Below are 688 nucleotides of genomic sequence, written 5' to 3' on the forward strand. Positions count from 1 at the left end.
GTTTGGTACTATTATCGGAGAAGCCATAACCGAGGGGATTATAAGTAAAAATCCTTTCGCCGGTTATGAGGCGGAACGCCCTGAGCGGCAACAAAAGTATCTTACCCGCAAGGAATTGAACAAGTTGATGACAACACAGTTTACCAAGCCGAAACATTATCTTATCCGTGATTTATTCCTTTTTTCGTGCTATACCGGAATCCCATATTGCGATATGTGCAAATTATCGGACGAGGATATTTCGGTTGCAGAAGATAATGTAGTCTGGATAAAAACATTCCGTGAGAAAACCGGAATAGACTATGAAATTCCCATGCTCGAAATTCCTTTGCAAATTCTTGAACGCTATCGGGGGACAGCAACCAACGGACGACTACTGCCGATGTACAAATGGGGAGTTGAACAGGGCATTGAAAAATATCGCCCGTATATGTGGTATCGCCCGACGGCTCACCTGGCATTGCGGGCGGCACACATACGCCACCGAAATCACTCTTTCACAGGGTGTTCCTATCGAAACGGTAAGCCGTATGCTCGGACACAGCCAGATTTCGACGACACAGATTTATGCGAAAATCACCAACGACAAGATTGATGAGGATATGAAAATGTTGGAGAAACGTATCGCCGGGAAATTCAAATTTGCTATTTAATAACTTAATATATTTCAATCATGGAAACAAAAATT

General features: G+C 43.0%; 1 pseudogene. It reads left to right on the forward strand.

Going from position 1 to position 688, the window contains the following annotated elements:
- Positions 1 to 653 (forward strand): annotated as a pseudogene (locus JCM10512_RS21070) (site-specific integrase); the annotation flags it as partial.
- Positions 654 to 688 lie beyond the last annotated feature (35 nt).

It is taken from the genome of Bacteroides reticulotermitis JCM 10512 (assembly GCF_000517545.1).
Lineage (GTDB): Bacteria > Bacteroidota > Bacteroidia > Bacteroidales > Bacteroidaceae > Bacteroides > Bacteroides reticulotermitis.